The organism is [Mycobacterium] fortunisiensis (assembly GCF_019050325.1).
GTDB lineage: Bacteria > Actinomycetota > Actinomycetes > Mycobacteriales > Mycobacteriaceae > Mycobacterium > Mycobacterium fortunisiensis.
The window spans coordinates 38,656-54,826 of sequence record NZ_VOMB01000024.1 but is presented as its reverse complement, the minus strand read 5'-3'; the positions used below and the strand labels follow the sequence as shown (position 1 = coordinate 54,826).

Genomic DNA, 16,171 nt, shown 5'->3' with positions numbered 1-16,171 from the left:
GGGTCAGGACTTACGGCCGGCAACCAGGTAGACCGCCGGCACCACACCCGAGGTGCTCAGCACTCCGAGCGCGCTGCCCCACAACCACTTCGGCCCGTTGATCCGATCCGGTTGGCGGCCGGCGAGGTCACGCAGTGCCCACGCCCGCAAACCGGCGTCGACGGCCGCCACCACGATGACGGCGGTCTTGGCCTTGGGGGGACAGCTCTTTCCAGCGCTTCTTGGCCACTGCGGGGTCCTTTCGAGCTCGTGACGGCTATGGCGGGGGTGCTGCTACGGGCTGGCGGGCATTGTCGTCACCGGTGCGCCGCCGGAGCTGCCGGATCCACCGGAGCCGCTACCGCTCCCTGAGCCACGGCCGCCGCCGAACAGGCCGCCGCCACCGGACGACGACCCGCTGCCCGAGTCGCTCGAGGAGCCACCGTCGGATGCACTGCCGCCGGACGCATTGCCGCCGGATGCACTGCCGCCGGACGGGTATTGCGGCATTGTCGGGACCTGAGTGGTCGGCACTTCGGCCGGGGGTGTGTAGGCGGGCACGGTCTGGGTCGGCGGCTCGGCGGCCGGAACCGGTGCCTCTGACGTGTGCGTCGGCGGCGCCGGGACGTCGGAGGTGCGCGGCGGGGCCACGGTTGTCGTGGGCGGTGCCGTGGTGGTCGGCGGCGCCGTCGTGGTGGGCGGTGCCGTTGTTGTGGGTGGCGCCGTGGTGGTGGGCGGTGCCGTCGTCGTCGTTGCCGGCGTCGTGGTGGGGGTCGGGGGAGTGGTCGGCACGGTGGTGGGTGTCACGGGCTGCCACGGTTCCGGCAGCGTCGGCCACACCACTGGCGGCAGCGGGATCGGAACCGGTACGGGTATCGGGACTGGAACGGGTGCCGGGCCTTGAGCAGGCGGGGCGGGTGGGGCCACCGGCGGTGCGGCCGGTGGCGGCGTGATGACGGGCGGCTGGTTGACCGGTTGATCGCCGACGTCTGAGCGCACCTTGGGTGCCGCCGGAGCAGCGGGTGCCGGCGTCAGCACTGAAACGGGCAGCGCCACCGGATCCGGCTCGTGCGGCACCGGTGGCAGGTAGCGTCCGGGCACGGTGTCGGACTGTTCGGCCGGCGCCGGTTGGGCGCGCACGTCGGCCGCCGGCCGGACGTTGATCGCGACTGTGACGGCCAATGTGGCGAAGCTGACCACGACGAACGCCAAGGCGCTGCCCATCAGCAGCATCCGCGGCGGCGGGGGCGCGATGACGGTGGTGTAGTCGGGGTCATCCTCTTGCTCGGGGACGAATTCGCCGACCGCGTCCATCGGCATCTCGTCGGCCCAGGGTTCCTCGGCAGCTTCCTGGGAGTAGGCCAGGTCGGGCCCGACCGCCGCGGAATCCACGCTCCCCGGCGTCATCTGGGTGGCATCCGAGGCGGCGGGGGCCATGTGCGTCGCGTCAGAGGCCGCAGGTGCCATCTGGGTGGCGTCGGTGGCAGCAGGTGCCATTTGGGTCGCGTCGAGAACCGGCGCCATCTGGGTGGCTGCGCCGGCGGGTGCGATGTCGCCCACCAATTGGGCCGCACCTCGGGCGATCGCATAGCCCGCATCCGGCAGCACCTCGACGGGCGCAGTCGAACTCAGCTCTGCGGCAACGGAATCCAGGTCGAGGCGTTGCCCCACCAGGACCACCCGGCTGGGGGCCTCGTCGGCGGGCAGGCCCTGTAGCACCGCGGCGCAGGCGGCCGCGGGCCCGGCGGTGCCGATCGGTGCGGTGGCCAACGTCGTCGTGGCGAACGGGGAGGTCGATGCGGGTGCGTCGGCATCGTGGCCAACCACCGTCAGCGACACCGTGTCATCGTCGGCGAGGAGCAGCGCGGCGTCGGCGCCGACGCCGACCGCCAGGGCCGCGGCGGCTTCGGTTTCGGTCACCACTTCGACGTTGGGCACGCTGGCGTCGATCACCCGTTGTCGCAGGGTGTTGGCTGCCGACTCGTCAGGCAGGCACAACCGCGTCGCGGCAACCTGGTTGCCGGACTCGGCCACCGCGGCGTATGTGCCGATGATGGTCTCGGCCAGCTCCGACATCTCGGCGACAAGGTCATCGGGCAAATCGAGCGCGTACTGGTCCAGAACCTCGCCGCCGCTCGCGGGCGAACCGATCATCGCCAGGCGCGCCACACGCCCGGTGACCGCCACCCCGAGGACTACGTCCACGGTTCCACTCCTCGTCTCATGCTTGTCGTACGAGCTCCGACGGACAATTCCAAGCTACCGCACAGGCGCTGCTTGTCAGTCGGCGCAAAAGTGAGCACCCTGGTGGAATTCCGTGCAGTGTCACTCATAGAGAGGAATCGGTACGTGAGCGACGAGCGTTACGACGCGGCCGCCACCGTCGCGGTGGAGACGATGGCGGCGCCGGTCGTGGCGCGGTCGCCGCGGGTTGGCTACGTGCCGTCCCGGGCCAACCGGGTGCGCGACGGCCTCGCGGTGGCGTTGTTGATCGTCGGGCTGTTGCTGCCGTGGAGCCTGGAGTTCGGCGTCGGTGTCCCGGGTAGTGACGGGTCGACGTTCCGCGTGCTGGCCGTGGTGACGGTGCTCGCGATCGGTGCCGCACTGGCCCCGCATCTCGGGCCGTTCCGGCTGAGCGCAGCGCAATCGGACGTCCGGCGCACCAGCCGAATCCGACTCGCGCTCACTATCGCCTACTTCGTGGTGGTCGTCGGGTTCGTCGGCTTTCACATGCTGCAGACCGCGCGCAACGGCGGAACCGGCGCGGTGCCGCCGGGGGTGGGGCCGGGTCTGCTGCTCGGCGTGGCCGGCGCCCTGCTGGCCGCACAGCCGCCCATCACGTCGATCACGATCGAGGACAACAGGTTTCGCCGCTGGTACACCGTCTCGCGGGTGATCGGTTTTGTCTCGATCGCACTCGCCACCTTGTCGGTGGCGTTCAACGTCTACTGGCGGCTTCGCTATCTATTCGTCACCGAGGCACCGTTCGGTGGTCACGACGTCGCGGTCATCGTCACCACGGTGCTCTACGGGGCGGAGGCGATGATCGCGCTGGTCATCGCCTCGCGGTGGCTCACCGAGCGCACCGGGGCGGCTCGGCTGGCCACGACGGCCATCGGTGTTTCGGGCGCCATCGCCGCCACCTTGGTCTGGTTGATCGGCATCGGCCGCGATATCGACGCCTTCCACGGCATCGCGCAGAACACCTCGACCGCGGCGGTGGGGTACGAGGGGTACCTGGCCTGGGCGGCCGGTGCCGCCATCGTGGCGCCGACGACGCTGTACGCGGTCTTTCTGATCAAACCGCCGACCATCGGCGCCTACCGTGGCGCCGCGCAGAAGTGTCTGACGCTCATCGCTTTCTGGGCGTTCGCCGCCGCGCTGCTGCGCGTCGCGGACTTTGTGATCGCCCTGTCACTCGACCTGCCTCGCGCGCTGTACGACAGTGTCGCGATGACGGGATTCAACCTGGTCACCGGGCTGGTGGCGCGGTGGCTGCACCGCCAGCTGGAAAAGGGCGTGACGTCGACCACCGTCGCCGCCGCCTTCAGTGCGGTGGTGTTCGTCTTCACGGCCGCCAATGTGGCGATCGGGGTGGCCTTGGCGCCGCGCTATGCCGGGCCGGCGCCGGCAGCGATATACGGCAACAACCTGGCCCAGCAGATCACCAGCACCTTCGACGTGGCGGTCTGTGTATTGAGCTTCTTGGTGTTGGTCGTGATGGTCTTCACCGGGCCGTTCGTCGGGTACCTGGGGCGCCGCGAAACCCGTGCCGCCAAGTCAGTTGCGGCGAAGTCAGTTGCGGCCAAGTCGGGTGCGGGCAAGTCGGTCTCCGCCGAGTCGCCCGCCACGGCCAAGGCTGCTCCCGGCCCTGACGCGTCGGCCCCGCCCACCATCGCCCGGCAGCCCAAGGTGGCAGCGGTACCGAGAATCGTTCGGCTGAAAGAAGACTCGACGACAGTGCTGGCCGCACCGCCGACCACCGATCTGCAGGTGCCGACGGAGGCGCTGCGAATCCAGCGCCGTCCGCCGCGCCCACCGTCTCAGGGCTAGGGTCCGCGTACTGCCTTGGTGTTGTCGTGGTTGTCGAGGGTTTCCTGCCGGTTGGTGTGGGTGTTGAGCTGAGTTGATCTGGGTGGGTGTGTCCCAGTCGGCGGTGTTCCAGTCCAGGGTCCAGTCCGGCCCCCAGTCCGGATCCCATTCCCGGTTGCAGTCCTGGTTGCAGATCGGGTCTTGATCGCTCTCCCACGTGGGGTCTGGTCGGGGCTGAGGTGTCGCGTCTGACTTGGATGCTGGCTCCGGTGGCCGCTGTGGGGTGTTTTCTGGTGGGGTGAGCAGCAGTTCGGGGCGGTGGTGGTAGTTGATGCGGGCTTGGCCGTGGTCCAGGCCTGGTGGTGGTTGCCATTCGACGTCGCCGTGGTCGTTGATGCTAGTGGTGTAGCCACCGTCGGTGTGGACCAGACGGTTGTCGGGTCCGCAGGCCAAGGCCATCTCGTCGACGTTGGTGTTGCCGCCGTCGGCCCAGTCGGTGACCGCGTGGTGGACCTGGGAGCCGTAGGGCCCAGTGCTGCAGCACGGTTTCGTACATCCCCCGTCGCGAGCGATGAGCATGATGCGTTGGGCCGGGCTGGCGATGCGGCGGGCCCGGAAATAGTTCAGCGCCGCCCCGGTGGCCTTGTCGAAGATCGCCAGATGATGGTTCGCGTGGCCACCCATCCGGATCACGTCACGGATCGGGATTTTGATACCGCCACCGCTGAGGCCGATCCCGGCGCGGGATTCCAAATCTTGCAAGGTGGTGCGGATGATCACCGATACCGGTAGCCCGTTGAGTTTTCCCAGGTCCGGGGTCATCAACGCGATCCGTCCGATCACCAGTAGGGCGTCGTGTTGGCGTTGGGCCAGGCTGCGGTGATCGTTGTCGATCTGGGCTTGGCTGGGGGTCCCCGACACGCAGGGTTGTTCGTCGTCGGGATTGCACATCCCGCGGGCGGCGAATTTGGCGAACAGTACCTCCCACACCGCGGCGGTTTCGGGGGTCATGTTGGCCGTCAACGTGGTCATGGCGTCGCGGCCCTGTTTGCCCATCGAGGCCCCGCGTTTGCGGGCGCGTTCGGTGTCATCGGGTTCGGGGCCGTCCTGATCGAGCAGGAACAGTCGCAGCGCGGCGGTGTCTTTGAGTTCTTTGGGGCCCACCCCGGCCGCGGTACCCACCAAATCGACCTCGAACTGTTCGGCGGTGGTGGTGTCGACGAAGCCCGGCAGGTCAGCGACCGCGTCGCGCAGCACGCTGACATGATCGGGGTTGATCAACCCGGCGGCTTGGGCGGCGGCCACCGCCGGCAGCACCGGGGGCAACGGTTGGCCGGTCAGGCCGCGGCGGGGCCCCAACTGCGCGGCGTCTGCCAGGCGGCGCCCGGCCTCACCGCTGGACAGCCGCCACCGGATCCGCAGCACCGCGTTCCAGGATTTGGCCCCCAACTCCTTCGGGGTGGCCTGCGCCTGCAGGACGGCCAGCAACGCATGGCGCGGGGCCGGCAGTTGGCAGGTCAGGGTTTCGTACTCATCGAGCACCGCCACCACCTGCGCGCGGGTCAGCGACCCGAAATCACAGGCAGCGAACGCCTCAAACGCGGCCCGTAACCCCGCCACCGCCTGCACCGCACCCGACTCCATTCATCGAACATAAATTCGAGCACCGACAAGTTTCTGACTCGAACTTTCGGCAGGGTCGTAGCGTGCGACGCATGGCCATCAAACTTGAGAATGTGGGCATCGCCGTTCGTGATCTGGAGGCAGCGATCTCCTTTTTCACCGATCTTGGGCTGACGCTCGTCGGCCGTGACACGGTCCGCGGTGAGTGGACCGATACTGCCGTCGGCCTTGATGGCAACCACGCCAACATCGCGATGCTGGCGACCCCAGACAGTCACGGTCACATCGAGCTCTTCGAGTACCTCCACCCGGCGGCCATCGAGTCGACACCGGTGCGGCCCAACGAGATCGGCATGCACCGCATTGCCTTTTCGGTCGACGATCTCGACCGCGCCCTCGAGGTCGCCGCGCGGCACGGATGTCGTCCGCTGCGCGGCGTGGCGACCTATGCGGACACCTACAAGCTCACGTATGTCCGCGGTCCCAGCGGCATCCTGGTGATGCTCGCCGAGGAGCTGAAGAAACCGGCGCTTCAGCGCTGACGTGCGTGTGCGCTCTTGTGCTTGGAGGGCCGGTCACGCTTGGTGTGTGGCGTTTTCGAAGCCGGCTTTGCCGAGTGTGCCGAAGCGGCACCGGAGCGCTCGCTTTGTGGCGACGTGCCGGCCCCACCCGGGTGGGTGGTCTTGCCCGCTGTTTTGCCCGTCGTCTTGCCCGCCGACTCAGGTTTCGTCGACCTCGGCGCGTCCGTGACCGCACGTAACCGTTGCTTCGACGATTCGGTGTGCGGGGCGTTTGGTCGATTCGGGGTGTGCCGACTCCGCCGGTCTGCCTGCGGCGCCTCGTCTGCTTCGGGCTCCGTGGTTCGCACCGGAACGCGGTCGTCGTCCGGCTCGGCAGCCTTCTGCGGCGACGTGGCACCGCCGATGGCCTGGAACACGTCGGCCAGCGGTCGGGTGGCCTCGGACAGCGATCGCGTCAGGTCCTCCACCGCGTGGCGTACCGCGTGCGCCCACGGGGAGTCGTCCACCGGATCGATGGGATGCTCGATCCACGGGCTGGGTTCGGCGCCGGAGACAACCGGCGCCGGCAGTGTGGGGACGTAAGGCTCGCCGCCCAGGATCGCCAACGATTGCGCAAATGCGCCCGGCAGTGCGTCGAGGGCTTCCTGCACCTTTTCTTCGGGCGTGGTCCAGCTGAACTCCTTGACCAGGCTGGGATCGGCCGTGCGGTCGTACCCCATCTCGACGAACACCCGCAGCACCGGGTCGATGGCGTCGACAAAACGTTCCGCCCCGATCAGGGACGCCGGGATGCGCAGCGGGGCGAGCAGCGGAAGATATTGCGGCAGCATCACGTACGTGGTGTTGCCGACCTGAGTGACCACCGCGTTGGCGGTGTCGGGGCGCTCCAGCACATATCCGGGAAAGACATGCCCGAACAACATCCCGGGCACCTGGTTAGCGATAGACAGCAGGTTGAAATACGCGGGAAAGTCGACGACACCGTCGTATTGATTCTGGTAGTACGTGGTTTTGAACGGGCTGTCGGATGGCCCTGGGCGGCCGAGCGGGAAGAGGTCGCCCAGGATCGGCAGGTCCTTCCAGGCCGTGAAGCGTGTCAAGAGGCCGCCGTTGGGTTGATACGGATTGCCGATGAGGACGAACTCGTAGTTATCGGCATTGGCAACGTAATTGGGGACTTTGGCCATCGCGGTCCGAGCCAGCTCGGCCACCTCGGTGCCTTGCGATAATCCGATGATCGTCAACTTGTCGCCGGTCGGCGCGGCGGCGATGTCCTGCAAGAGGTAGCCGGCTCCGATCTGCTCGGACCGTTTCAGCGACTGCGGCCAGTACGGAATATCTGACAGCCCAGGCAGATCCGAGATGATCGGGATGCTGACGGTCATCTGCGCCGGGTAGGCGACGGTGTGGAAGGAATCGCCGTCGGGCACGACGCCGCCGTAGAAGGGCAGCGGGATGGACAACCCGAATCCTTCGAAGGACGGCCCCACGCCGATCGTGGTACCCGCCAACCGAACCGAAGCGCTGTACGTGGCGGTGGGCGTGCTGACGCCGACCCCGACGGACGCGGCGACGACTCCGCCGGCCAACAGCATGGACAACCCCCTGCGCATCATGCGCATCCCCCCACTTTTCTCATCGCATGTGATGGCGGCGTGACCGCTTCCCGAGGGTTCATTCAGCCTCGGATGCGTTCGATGCTGCGCCCTCTCGGTACCGATTGGCAGGGAAATGCACCGAATTCGATGTCGAAGGCAGGCAGGAGTGGGCTGACTCGGGTGTGCGCGCAGCCGCGTCGGCAGTCCCGTTTCCTGAGAGTTCTCGTTGGTTCTTGAGGGAACTCTATGCCTCCGAAACGTCGACGCGCGCTGGATGCGGTGCTGTGTCAACATGCAATGGTGGGGAGATTCGGAAGTGCCGGGGTAGCCGTCATGGCGGGGGCGGCTTCCGTGCTGAGCAGTGTGTCGATGCCGTCCGCCAATGCGGCACCCTGTCCGGATGCTGAGGTGATATTCGCCCGCGGCACCATGGAAGCGCCAGGCGTGGGGGACACCGGCGAGGCATTCATCGAATCGTTGCGGGCCAACGTCGCGCCGAAGTCGGTGGAGGTGTATCCCGTCGACTACCCGGCCAGCACCGATTTCCCCACTGCGGTACAGGGAATCGCCGACGCGCGGGAGCGCATCGTGTCGACTGCCACGCTGTGTCCCGACACCAAGATGGTGCTCGGCGGGTTTTCCCAGGGCGCGGCCGTGGTCGGCTTTGTCACCGCAAGCGTTGTGCCGGACGGGATTTCACCGGACAAGGTCCCGGCACCCATGCCGCCCGAGTTGGCCGACCATGTTGCGGCGGTGGCGTTGTTCGGCAAACCGTCAACCCGTTTCATGAAGATGATCAACAACCCGTCGATCGTCGTCGGCCCCAATTACACGACCAAGGCCATCGACCTGTGTGTCGACGACGATTTGGTGTGCGATCCGCAGGGCCGCAGTTTCGGCATCCACACCCAGTACGCCGAGGAAGGCCTGGTGGCCCAGGGTGCCTCCTTCGCCGCGAGCAAGCTTCAGGACTATTGGGCAGCAGAGGCCGCCGAACCCGCCGAACCGCCGCCCCCGGCCACGCTGGTGGGTTCAGGCCCGGCCCGTCCGCAGCCGGCGCAGTCCACCCAGCCGGTGCAGCACATGGGCCCGGCGCCGCAGAACCTGCCTGGTCCGGCCCCCACACCCGTCGCACCCGCCCCGGCGGCTGCGCCCGCCCCGGCGCCACCATCACCCGTCGCGCCGCTGGCCTGACTTATTCGCCGTGCGCCCGGCTGCCGAACAGGTAGAGGCCGGTGTGATGGCCGATGAAGTCGTTGGCGATGAACAGCACACCGGTGATGACGACCACCAGCACCAGCGCGAAGATCGCCCAGCTGAGCCCGACCAGGAAACGCGCCCGCCCGCTGTGCCCGTCGGCGACGGCACCACTGTTGGTGATGTGTAGCCGCACGCCGAGAGCGAACAGGGTCGGCACCGACGCGCCCACCAGCAAGCCGAAGATCAGGATCTTGCTGACTGCTGCGAGATTGATCCAGGCGCTCATGCGAGGTTCCGTTCCTGACGTGCGTCTACCGCGGTGAGGCTGCCCTGCCACGCATCGTTGACGTTCTTGTGGTCGATCGGAGGTTTACGGGACTTGAGCCAGATGGGCACAGTCGAGGCGATCAGGGCCAGGAATCCGAGCAGCGGTCCGGCGGTGCCGCCGATGCCGTGCACGAGGAAGTAGGTGAGCGCTCCGACCAAGCCGGCGGCGGGCAGGGTGATCAGCCACGCGGTGGCCATGGTCCGGGCGACGCCCCAGCGGACTTCGGTGCGTCGGCCCAGTCCGCTGCCGAGGATCGATCCGGTGGCGACGTGGGTGGTCGACAGCGAGTAGCCGAAGTGGCTGGACAGCAGAATCGTTGCCGCCGAGGAGACTTCGGCGGCCATGCCCTGCGGTGCTTCGGTGTCGACGAGACCTTTGCCCAGGGTGCGGATGACGCGCCAGCCGCCCGAGAGGGTGCCCAGGGCGATGGCCACGGCGCACGCCGCGACCACCCAGAACGGGGGCATGGTCGCCGACTCGTCGACCGCGCCGTAGGAGATGAGGGCCAGGAAGATGATGCCCATGGTTTTCTGGGCGTCGTTCGTGCCGTGCGCCAGTGAGATCAGCGATGCCGAGCCGATCTGCCCGTACCGGAACGCGGCGATCGTGCGGTCTTCGGGCAGGCCGCGGATCAGGCGGTAGACCAGCGCGCTGGCGATGCCGGCCACCACGCCGGCGATCAGGGGAGACAACAGGGCCGGCACGATCACGGTGGACACCAGCCCGTGCCAGATCACGCCGTGGCCGCCCACCGCGGCGATCATTGCGCCGACGATGCCGCCGATGAGGGCGTGCGAGGAGCTCGACGGGATGCCCAGCAGCCAGGTGAACAGGTTCCACAGGATGCTGCCGACGAGCCCGGCGAACACGAGCTCCAGCGACACCAGATCGGCCTCGACGAGGCCTTTGGCGATGGTGGCCGCCACGGCGGTGGACAGAAACGCGCCGACCAGGTTCAGGATCGCCGAGAGTCCCACTGCGGTGCGTGGTTTGAGCGCGCCGCTGGCGATGGAGGTCGCCATCGCATTGCCGGTGTCGTGAAATCCGTTGGTGAAGTCGAACATCAGTGCGGTGAGCACGACAATGCACAGCAGAAGGAACTGTAACGACACGGTGAACAATTGTTGAACAAGAACGCTACGAGAACCTAATTAACTGGCTGAGGTCTCGGTCACTTTCTTGCTGTGAACCCGCTGGTGGCCCCGTCAGTTTTTCGGCACCGCGGCGTTCAGCATCTTGATGGCGTCTTTGATGTGTTTGTCGGCCTCGTCCATCGTGCGAGCCAGCTTGTCCAGCCGTCTGGAGCTGTTCGCCGGCGTCAGCGCCACGCATTGGTCGGCCATGCTGCGGAACCCGTCGATCCCGCCCTGCAGGGCGTCGTTGATCTTGACGTCGGGTCCGGGCAGCACCTTGGTCTGCATCGCATCGACGTAGCCGCGCAGGTCGGTGCAGGCGTTGTGCATGGCGGTGTAGTTGGTGACGTGGTCATGGGTCACCATGGCGTCCCCGATCGGGCCCATCTGCGCGCCCAGTCCGGCCACGGCGTCGAACACCGCCTCGCGCCATTCGTCGGTCACCGGAGCGGAGGTCGGGGTGCCCGCGACCGCGCAGCCGGCGAGCGCGGATGTGACGGCCACGGTGGCAGCGATGTACCTCATATGCAGCCAGCTTATGGCCTGTGGGCCCGCGGGTGCGGCCCCTTGTGCGAGCCAACTGTTTGCGCGGTAGTTCGCCGCAGCCGCGTGTAAGCGCCGTCACACCGGTAGCCTGGCTAGCGAGTGACTAGGCAGATCGGGGGATCGACATGGATCTCGTGCTCGGCCTCGCGATGACTTCGAGAGCCGTTCGATGGGTGCTCGTCGGAGGCACGACGGGCGAGGGGCGTCCGGTCGACCGTGGCGCGATCTCCCTGGAGGATGCCGCCACCTATGACCCCGATGGCCTGCTGCGCGGTTTGGTCGACGACACCGAGCTCGACGGCGGCCACCGGATTCATGCGATCGGCGTGACGTGGACGAACGACGCCGCGCCCTTGGCGGGCACGATCATGCAGGCGCTGGATGCGCGCGGATACGGAAACGTCTTCGCGGTCTCGGAGATCGAAGCGGCCGGCATGCTGGCCAGTGGCATCGCCGAGATCACCGAGCATGACGACATCGCGGTGTGCATCGTCGAGCCCGATGCCGCGGTGGTGGCGATCGTGACGCCCGACGATGTCAGCGCCGACCGGGTGGAACGCTCCGAGACGTTCGTCTCCGACATCGCCGGCCTGCTGGCTCTGACCGGCCGGCCGGTGCGCGCGATGTTCGTGCTGGGTTCCGACGCCCATGAGCCGCTCGTGACGGCCCTGGCCGACTCGACGCCCACCGCGGTGATCACCGCGGTGGAAGCCGATCTGGCGTTCGCCCGCGGTGCGGGGCTGGCTGCGGCGCTGGCGGTGAACACCGCTGCCGCCGCCCCCGCCAAGACCGTGCACTGGACCAAGGTCGGCGCCTTGTCCTCGGTCGTGGGTGGTGCGCTGGTGACGCTCGTGGTCGCCACTTCCGCGGCCATCGGGGTGCACCTGCACCCGGGGGCGGTGTCGGAGACGACGCACGCGGCCGTCATCGGAGAATCGGCACCCGAAGCCGGGCCGCGGTCTGAGCCGGTGCAGAAGCCGGTCCAGAAGGTCGACAAGTTCGAGAAGATCGAGAAGGCCGCCACCCCTCCCGAGAAGGCCGCCACCGCGCCCGAGAAGCCGGCCGCGCCGCCTGAGAATCCCCCCGCTCCGGCCGAAAAGCCCGCCGCCCCCGCCGAAATGCCGGCGGCGCCCGCCCCGGCACCGGCTCCCGCTCAGGCCCCGCCGGCGCCCGAGCCGGCTTATGTGCCGCCGCCGGCACCGGTGTACAGCCCGCCGCCGTATGTGCCGCCGCCGGTCACCTATCCGCAGCCGCGGCTGCGGGACCGGATCATCGAGCGCATTCCGATCATCAATCGGTTCCACTGAATTTGGCGGTGAGCCTGGCCCGCTGCAGCCGGGCCTGCTCGGCGCGCACCACCTCGTCCTGATGGGGCGGGGCCTGGTCGGGGTCGTGGGCCAGGCGCCGGATCGGTTCGTCGACGGTGCCCTTGGCCAGCAGTCGGTGGATCCGCACGGTGTGCAGTTCGCTGAGGCGTTGGGTGCGTCCGATCACCTGCCGTTCGGTGCGCGGCCGCCATTGTGGCTCGGCGATGATCATCACGACCGGGGCGTTGAGCCGGCGGAGGTCCAGGGCGCCGGCGCCGATGTGGGCCAGCAGGACCGCTGGGCCGCGATCGGTGGCGAAGGCGTCGACGACGGCCTGCTGATCGGGAACCGATGCGTCCAGGGGTCCGAAAATGTTTCCTGGCAAGGCTTTCCGCGCAACGTCGAGCACCGCGGGAAAATGTGAGAACACCACCACGCGGGCGCTGTTGATGTGGGCTTCGTGGACGAGTTCGACGAGTCGGTCCAGCTTGGCGCCCGGGGTCGGGGTGCCCGACGGCCAGGCGGCCTGGCGGATCGCGTTGAAGTTGCCGCTGGTGACGGCCTGCCCGTAGCGCTCCCGGTCGGTGCGGGTGGGCCGCACCCATTCCTCGGTGGCGATCCGCATCGGTAGTTCGTCGATGACGTCGCGGTAGTCGCGACGCAGATAGACCCGGTCCACCGCGCGGCGGAAGGCGATGGAGCCCCGCTCGCCGGCATTGGGCGCGACCTTGCCTGCGACGTCGGGTTGCAGCAGATCGGCCAGGTGGCGGAAGCCGCCGATCCGCGGGTGCATCGGCACCCCGGACAGGAACAGCACGCGGTTGTCGGAGGTCAGTACGTTGCGTACGGCGCGGGCCCGGTCGGATTTCGGGTCGCGCAGCAGGTGGGCGTCGTCGACGATGACCAGGCTGGGCCGTTCGGGCAGTTTGATGCGCTGCAGGGTCTCGTAGGACACGATGGCCACTCCGCCGGAGGACTTCCACTCGTCCAGGCGGTCTTCGCGCCGGCTGCCGCGGATCTCGACCACCCGCAGCGCTGTGTGCTTGGCAGTCTCTGCGGCCCAATGGATTCCGGTGTTGGACTGGCAGATCACCACGGTGTGGCGGCGTTGTTCGGCGGCCAGGTGTGCCGCGACCGCAAGTGCCTGCAGGGTTTTGCCGAGCCCGAGGTCGTCACACAGCAGCACTCGTTCCCGGGCCAGCGCGTAGCGCACACCGAATTCCTGATATCCGCGCAGTTCGGTATGCAGCAGTGAGCGGTTGAGCACGGTCTGGTCGGCCTGGGCCGCCATCTCGGCCCCGACGAAACCTTGTGCGGCGTCCACATCGGTTGTCCCGGAGGAAAATTCGCTCAGCATCCGGTCGACGTGGCCGGGGTTGAGCCGGTAGGTGGCCCAGGCGTCGCCCTCGGGGTGGTGGGCCTCCTCGATCTGGCCGATCAGTTCCGCCACCGAGTCCACCACCCGGTCGGACGCGGTGCGGCTGCGCAGCCGCGGCATCAGCCGGCGCAGGTGTTTGACCGGGGCGTCGGCCTGGGTCAGGGTCAGCAGGGAGGTCAGTAGCCCGGTGTCGCCGTCGCGCAGTTGCGGTCGGGTGGTGGCGCGCAGGTGATCGGCCATGGCCTGGGCCGCTGCCTGCACGGCCTGGGCGGCGCCGATGTCGACGCCGGGGACCTGGGTCAGCAGCCGGGCCGGGACGCTGTGGACGTCGGCGACGGTGCGGTACTCGGAGTTGGCCAGCCCGCCGAGACGCGCGCCGGGCGCCAGGTACGGGCGCAGCTGTTCCAGCGGTGTTGATTTCAGGGCGTGCGTGACGATGTCGTCGGTGCTCGCGTGAATCCGGTCGGCGACCACGGCGCGGAGTTTGCCGACACGGGCCAGGGTGGCATCGGCGTGGCGGATCAGCTCGTCGGCATCGGCGCTGTCCATGACACATCATCATCGCACCACCCGCGGCTGTCCGGGTGCACGTATCGGTGGCGGCGCCTGGTCTCCGCCGCCCGTGCGGGGCGCGTCCAGGTTCGCCACAGGCAACCGTAAGGTCACGGGGCTAGCCTGAAATCACACCGTACCTATAAGTATGGGAGGTGGCGGGTGATGCGGTCGCAGATGTTGTTGGACGACCACCGACGCCGGTCCGCGCTGCAGGAACGCGTGGATGTGGCCGAGTTCGCCGGTGGTATCCCCGTGGTCCCGGCCCGGTTCCCCGCGGTCCGGTTCGGCCGACGCTGGGTCAGTGCGCTGTGGCTGGTGCCGGTCATGCTGCTGGGGTTGCTGCTCGTCGTCGCGGTGGCCCAGCAACTGCGTCAGTACGGCTGGATGCAGGACTTCCTCACTCGCTATCCGGGCACCTCCACCAGCTACGCACCTGCGGTGACCGACGGTTTCCCCGCCTGGCTGCGCTGGCAGCACTTCTTCAACATCATCTTCATGATGTTCATCCTGCGGTCGGGATTGCAGATCCTGGCCGATCATCCGCGGCTGTATCTGAATGCGGGTTGCCGGCCCGGGACGGAGTGGATGCGGATGCGCGGCGAGGTGCCCGCCGATCGGATGGACAAGGCCGAGCCGGCGCGGGTGTGGACTTCCAAGGATGACGCGGTGACGTTGCCGAAGTGGTTGGGGATACCCGGTTTCCGCCATTCCATCGGGCTGGCCCGGTGGTGGCATTTCGGCTTCGATCTGCTGTGGTTGGTCAACGGCGCGGTGTTCTATGTGCTGTTGTTCAGCACCGGACAGTGGCAGCGGATCGTGCCGCAATCGTGGGATGTGTTCCCCAACGCGCTGTCGGCCGCGGTGCAGTACGCCTCGCTGGACTTCCCGGTCAATCACGGTTTCACCGTCTACAACGGTCTGCAGGTGCTGGCGTACTTCCTCACCGTGTTCGTCGCCGCGCCGCTGGCGTTCGTCACCGGTCTGCTGCAGGCGCCGGCGGTGGCGGCGCGTTTTGGCACCGGCCGTGGGCCGCTGAACCGCCAGGTGGCCCGCACGGTGCACTTCATCGTCTGGCTGTGGATGGTCGGTTTCATCGCGATCCACGTCACGATGGTGATGAGCACCGGGGCACTGGATAATCTCAACCACATCACACTCGGTAGTGACGGCCAATCCTATTGGGCGCTGGCCATATTAGGAGTCGCCGTGGCGGTGGTGGCCGGGCTGTGGCTGGCGGCGTCGCCGCTGACCATCCGGTATCCGCGGCTGGTGCAGAGCGTCGGCCGGTTCACCGTGGGGTGGGCCAAGGCGTGGATGGAGCGGGTGCATCCGCGGGCGACGTACCGGGAGAAGGACATCTCGCCGTTCCTGTGGGCCAACGGCCGCGGGCCCGACTCCGAGCAGTACCGCCGGCTGCAGCGCGGGAACTGGGCGGAGTTCCGGCTGCGCGTGGGTGGGCTGGTGGCCGATCCGGCCGAACTGTCCTATGCCGAGCTGCTGGGGATGCCTAAACATGAACAGATCACCCAGCATTACTGCATTCAGGGCTGGTCGGGGGTGGCCAAGTGGGGCGGGGTCGCGATGGCCGACATCCTGGCGCTGGTGCGTCCGCTACCCGAGGCGCGCTGGGTGGTGTTCTACTCGTTCGCCGACGGGGCCGAGCCCGGCCACGGTCGCTACTACGACTGCCACCGCATCGAGCACATGCGCGAGCCCCTGGCGCTGTTGGCCTACGAGATGAACGGTGCGCCGCTCAGCGAAACCCACGGTGCGCCATTGCGTTTGCGCAATGAGCTGGAGCTGGGCTTCAAGCAGGTCAAGTGGATCGAGGCGATCGAGTTCGTGGCCGATTTCCGGACCGTGGGCTGGGGGCACGGCGGCTACAACGAGGATCACGAATACTTCGGTTACCGGATGCCGATCTAGGGCGGCTCGGACGAATAGTCGATGTGCCCACCTGTCAGCGACTTT

Annotated in this window: 11 protein-coding genes and 2 pseudogenes; 5 read left to right on the top strand and 8 right to left on the bottom strand. The window is 67.9% G+C overall.

Translation table 11 applies throughout. The features are described 5' to 3' along the window. Positions 1 to 3: 3 nt before the first annotated feature. Positions 4 to 229: pseudogene (locus FR943_RS22470) on the bottom strand (hypothetical protein). 44 nt (positions 230 to 273) lie between these two features. Continuing rightward, on the bottom strand, positions 274 to 2,184 hold the full coding sequence (locus FR943_RS22465; protein ID WP_308170629.1) for a DUF7159 family protein: 1,911 nt from the start codon (positions 2,182 to 2,184) through the stop codon (positions 274 to 276). A 144-nt stretch (positions 2,185 to 2,328) separates the two neighbouring features. On the opposite strand from FR943_RS22465, the gene FR943_RS22460 reads away from it, so the two are divergent. Further along, positions 2,329 to 4,032 carry a DUF7937 domain-containing protein gene (locus tag FR943_RS22460; RefSeq protein ID WP_217160488.1) on the top strand — a complete coding sequence of 568 codons (1,704 nt, stop codon included), beginning with the start codon at positions 2,329 to 2,331 and terminating at the stop codon, positions 4,030 to 4,032. Between the two features lie 222 nt (positions 4,033 to 4,254). Here the strand turns inward: FR943_RS22460 and FR943_RS22455 are convergent. Continuing rightward, positions 4,255 to 5,655, bottom strand: a pseudogene (locus FR943_RS22455) (HNH endonuclease signature motif containing protein); the annotation flags it as partial. Between the two features lie 71 nt (positions 5,656 to 5,726). On the opposite strand from FR943_RS22455, the gene FR943_RS22450 reads away from it, so the two are divergent. Continuing rightward, positions 5,727 to 6,176 (top strand): VOC family protein, encoded by a 450-nt coding sequence (locus FR943_RS22450; RefSeq protein WP_217160631.1) that lies wholly within the window; start codon positions 5,727 to 5,729, stop codon positions 6,174 to 6,176. Here the strand turns inward: FR943_RS22450 and FR943_RS22445 are convergent. Beyond that, complete coding sequence (locus tag FR943_RS22445) at positions 6,167 to 7,777, bottom strand: PE-PPE domain-containing protein (RefSeq protein WP_246585207.1); 1,611 nt, start codon at positions 7,775 to 7,777, stop codon at positions 6,167 to 6,169. The two genes, FR943_RS22450 and FR943_RS22445, sit on opposite strands and share 10 nt — an antisense overlap. A 309-nt stretch (positions 7,778 to 8,086) precedes the next feature. Between FR943_RS22445 and FR943_RS22440 the strand changes: the two genes are divergently transcribed. Further along, positions 8,087 to 8,947: a cutinase family protein gene (locus tag FR943_RS22440; protein WP_217160487.1), complete on the top strand. Its 861-nt coding sequence runs from the start codon at positions 8,087 to 8,089 to the stop codon at positions 8,945 to 8,947. Between the two features lies 1 nt (position 8,948). On the opposite strand, the gene FR943_RS22435 is transcribed toward FR943_RS22440, so the two are convergent. The 3 genes from FR943_RS22435 to FR943_RS22425 form a co-directional block, all read right to left on the bottom strand. Then, complete coding sequence (locus FR943_RS22435) at positions 8,949 to 9,239, bottom strand: hypothetical protein (RefSeq protein ID WP_217160486.1); 291 nt, start codon at positions 9,237 to 9,239, stop codon at positions 8,949 to 8,951. Continuing rightward, positions 9,236 to 10,393, bottom strand: coding sequence for an inorganic phosphate transporter (locus FR943_RS22430; RefSeq protein ID WP_217160485.1), 1,158 nt, complete (start codon positions 10,391 to 10,393; stop codon positions 9,236 to 9,238). Before FR943_RS22430 ends, FR943_RS22435 begins: the two co-directional genes overlap by 4 nt. Before the next feature lie 93 nt (positions 10,394 to 10,486). Next, complete coding sequence (locus FR943_RS22425) at positions 10,487 to 10,939, bottom strand: hypothetical protein (RefSeq protein ID WP_217160484.1); 453 nt, start codon at positions 10,937 to 10,939, stop codon at positions 10,487 to 10,489. A 146-nt stretch (positions 10,940 to 11,085) separates the two neighbouring features. Between FR943_RS22425 and FR943_RS22420 the strand changes: the two genes are divergently transcribed. Continuing rightward, positions 11,086 to 12,267, top strand: a complete 1,182-nt coding sequence (locus tag FR943_RS22420; protein WP_217160483.1) for a DUF7159 family protein — start codon at positions 11,086 to 11,088, stop codon at positions 12,265 to 12,267. Here the strand turns inward: FR943_RS22420 and FR943_RS22415 are convergent. Then, on the bottom strand, positions 12,251 to 14,194 hold the full coding sequence (locus FR943_RS22415; RefSeq protein WP_217160482.1) for an SNF2-related protein: 1,944 nt from the start codon (positions 14,192 to 14,194) through the stop codon (positions 12,251 to 12,253). The two genes, FR943_RS22420 and FR943_RS22415, sit on opposite strands and share 17 nt — an antisense overlap. Before the next feature lie 168 nt (positions 14,195 to 14,362). Between FR943_RS22415 and FR943_RS22410 the strand changes: the two genes are divergently transcribed. Then, positions 14,363 to 16,126, top strand: coding sequence for a molybdopterin-dependent oxidoreductase (locus tag FR943_RS22410; RefSeq protein ID WP_217160481.1), 1,764 nt, complete (start codon positions 14,363 to 14,365; stop codon positions 16,124 to 16,126). The last annotated feature ends 45 nt before the right edge of the window (positions 16,127 to 16,171 follow it).